Source organism: Streptococcus sp. 10824 (assembly GCF_013276595.1).
Lineage (GTDB): Bacteria > Bacillota > Bacilli > Lactobacillales > Streptococcaceae > Streptococcus > Streptococcus pseudopneumoniae.
Window position 1 is genome coordinate 10,001 of sequence record NZ_VMLH01000005.1, and the last position, 2,904, is coordinate 12,904.

1 tRNA gene and 2 rRNA genes (1 of these 3 running past the window's edge) are annotated in these 2,904 nt (G+C 50.1%); all 3 read right to left on the bottom strand.

What is annotated here, in order from left to right:
- Positions 1 to 944: ribosomal RNA gene (locus HT701_RS00725) — 23S ribosomal RNA — on the bottom strand; it reaches 1,958 nt to the left of the window's first position.
- A 125-nt stretch (positions 945 to 1,069) separates the two neighbouring features.
- Positions 1,070 to 1,142 (bottom strand) — tRNA-Ala (locus HT701_RS00730).
- A gap of 51 nt (positions 1,143 to 1,193) precedes the next feature.
- Positions 1,194 to 2,739, bottom strand: a 16S ribosomal RNA gene (locus HT701_RS00735).
- The 16S and 23S rRNA genes sit together here with 1 tRNA gene alongside, the layout of an rRNA operon.
- Between the last annotated feature and the right edge of the window lie 165 nt (positions 2,740 to 2,904).

Consider the following 2,904-nt stretch of genomic DNA (forward strand, 5'->3'; position numbering starts at 1 on the left):
TTATCTGAGATTGGTAATCCGGGATGGACCCCTCACCCAAACAGTGCTCTACCTCCAAGAATCTCTAATGTCGACGCTAGCCCTAAAGCTATTTCGGAGAGAACCAGCTATCTCCAAGTTCGTTTGGAATTTCTCCGCTACCCACAAGTCATCCAAGCACTTTTCAACGTGCCCTGGTTCGGTCCTCCAGTGCGTCTTACCGCACCTTCAACCTGCTCATGGGTAGGTCACATGGTTTCGGGTCTACGTCATGATACTAAGGCGCCCTATTCAGACTCGGTTTCCCTACGGCTCCGTCTCTTCAACTTAACCTCGCATCATAACGTAACTCGCCGGTTCATTCTACAAAAGGCACGCTCTCACCCATTAACGGGCTCGAACTTGTTGTAGGCACACGGTTTCAGGTTCTATTTCACTCCCCTCCCGGGGTGCTTTTCACCTTTCCCTCACGGTACTGGTTCACTATCGGTCACTAGGGAGTATTTAGGGTTGGGAGATGGTCCTCCCAGATTCCGACGGGATTTCACGTGTCCCGCCGTACTCAGGATACTGCTAGGTACAAAGACTATTTTAAATACGAGGCTATTACTCTCTTTGGCTGATCTTCCCAAATCATTCTTCTATAATCTTTGAGTCCACATTGCAGTCCTACAACCCCGAAGAGTAAACTCTTCGGTTTGCCCTCCTGCCGTTTCGCTCGCCGCTACTAAGGCAATCGCTTTTGCTTTCTCTTCCTGCAGCTACTTAGATGTTTCAGTTCACTGCGTCTTCCTCCTCACATCCTTAACAGATGCGGGTAACAGGTAGTACCTGTTGGGTTCCCCCATTCGGAAATCCCTGGATCATCGCTTACTTACAGCTACCCAAGGCATATCGTCGTTTGTCACGTCCTTCGTCGGCTCCTAGTGCCAAGGCATCCACCGTGCGCCCTTATTAACTTAACCTTATTTTCTGACCTTCTCAGTCATAAACTCTTATTAATACTACAGCGTTTTCGGTTTATTTTCTTGTTACTATTTGATATAGACATTCAATTTTCAATGTGCATTACTTGGTGATCTCTCACCAATGGAGCCTAGCGGGATCGAACCGCTGACCTCCTGCGTGCAAAGCAGGCGCTCTCCCAGCTGAGCTAAGGCCCCACAAGACCTCTCAAGACTAAACAAGACCAATGCGCAGTTCCTTTTCCTTAGAAAGGAGGTGATCCAGCCGCACCTTCCGATACGGCTACCTTGTTACGACTTCACCCCAATCATCTATCCCACCTTAGGCGGCTGGCTCCTTACGGTTACCTCACCGACTTCGGGTGTTACAAACTCTCGTGGTGTGACGGGCGGTGTGTACAAGGCCCGGGAACGTATTCACCGCGGCGTGCTGATCCGCGATTACTAGCGATTCCGACTTCATGTAGGCGAGTTGCAGCCTACAATCCGAACTGAGACTGGCTTTAAGAGATTAGCTTGCCGTCACCGGCTTGCGACTCGTTGTACCAGCCATTGTAGCACGTGTGTAGCCCAGGTCATAAGGGGCATGATGATTTGACGTCATCCCCACCTTCCTCCGGTTTATTACCGGCAGTCTCGCTAGAGTGCCCAACTGAATGATGGCAACTAACAATAGGGGTTGCGCTCGTTGCGGGACTTAACCCAACATCTCACGACACGAGCTGACGACAACCATGCACCACCTGTCACCTCTGTCCCGAAGGAAAGCTCTATCTCTAGAGCGGTCAGAGGGATGTCAAGACCTGGTAAGGTTCTTCGCGTTGCTTCGAATTAAACCACATGCTCCACCGCTTGTGCGGGCCCCCGTCAATTCCTTTGAGTTTCAACCTTGCGGTCGTACTCCCCAGGCGGAGTGCTTAATGCGTTAGCTACGGCACTAAACCCCGGAAAGGGTCTAACACCTAGCACTCATCGTTTACGGCGTGGACTACCAGGGTATCTAATCCTGTTTGCTCCCCACGCTTTCGAGCCTCAGCGTCAGTTACAAGCCAGAGAGCCGCTTTCGCCACCGGTGTTCCTCCATATATCTACGCATTTCACCGCTACACATGGAATTCCACTCTCCCCTCTTGCACTCAAGTTAAACAGTTTCCAAAGCGTACTATGGTTAAGCCACAGCCTTTAACTTCAGACTTATCTAACCGCCTGCGCTCGCTTTACGCCCAATAAATCCGGACAACGCTCGGGACCTACGTATTACCGCGGCTGCTGGCACGTAGTTAGCCGTCCCTTTCTGGTAAGATACCGTCACAGTGTGAACTTTCCACTCTCACACTCGTTCTTCTCTTACAACAGAGCTTTACGATCCGAAAACCTTCTTCACTCACGCGGCGTTGCTCGGTCAGACTTCCGTCCATTGCCGAAGATTCCCTACTGCTGCCTCCCGTAGGAGTCTGGGCCGTGTCTCAGTCCCAGTGTGGCCGATCACCCTCTCAGGTCGGCTATGTATCGTCGCCTTGGTGAGCCGTTACCCCACCAACTAGCTAATACAACGCAGGTCCATCTGGTAGTGATGCAATTGCACCTTTTAAGCATATGTCATGCAACATCTACTATTATGCGGTATTAGCTATCGTTTCCAATAGTTATCCCCCGCTACCAGGCAGGTTACCTACGCGTTACTCACCCGTTCGCAACTCATCCAGAGAAGCAAGCTCCTCCTTCAGCGTTCTACTTGCATGTATTAGGCACGCCGCCAGCGTTCGTCCTGAGCCAGGATCAAACTCTCATTAAAAGTTTGAGTTCTCACTCATTTCTGTCACTGACAGATTTATTGTTTTTTCATTGTTCAGTACTACAACCTTAGTTGTAGTGCCCTGCACATTGGTTCGTCTTGTTCAGTTTTCAAAGGTCTTTGTCACTCGCTTCTCTCAAGCGACAACTATATTAGTATATCACA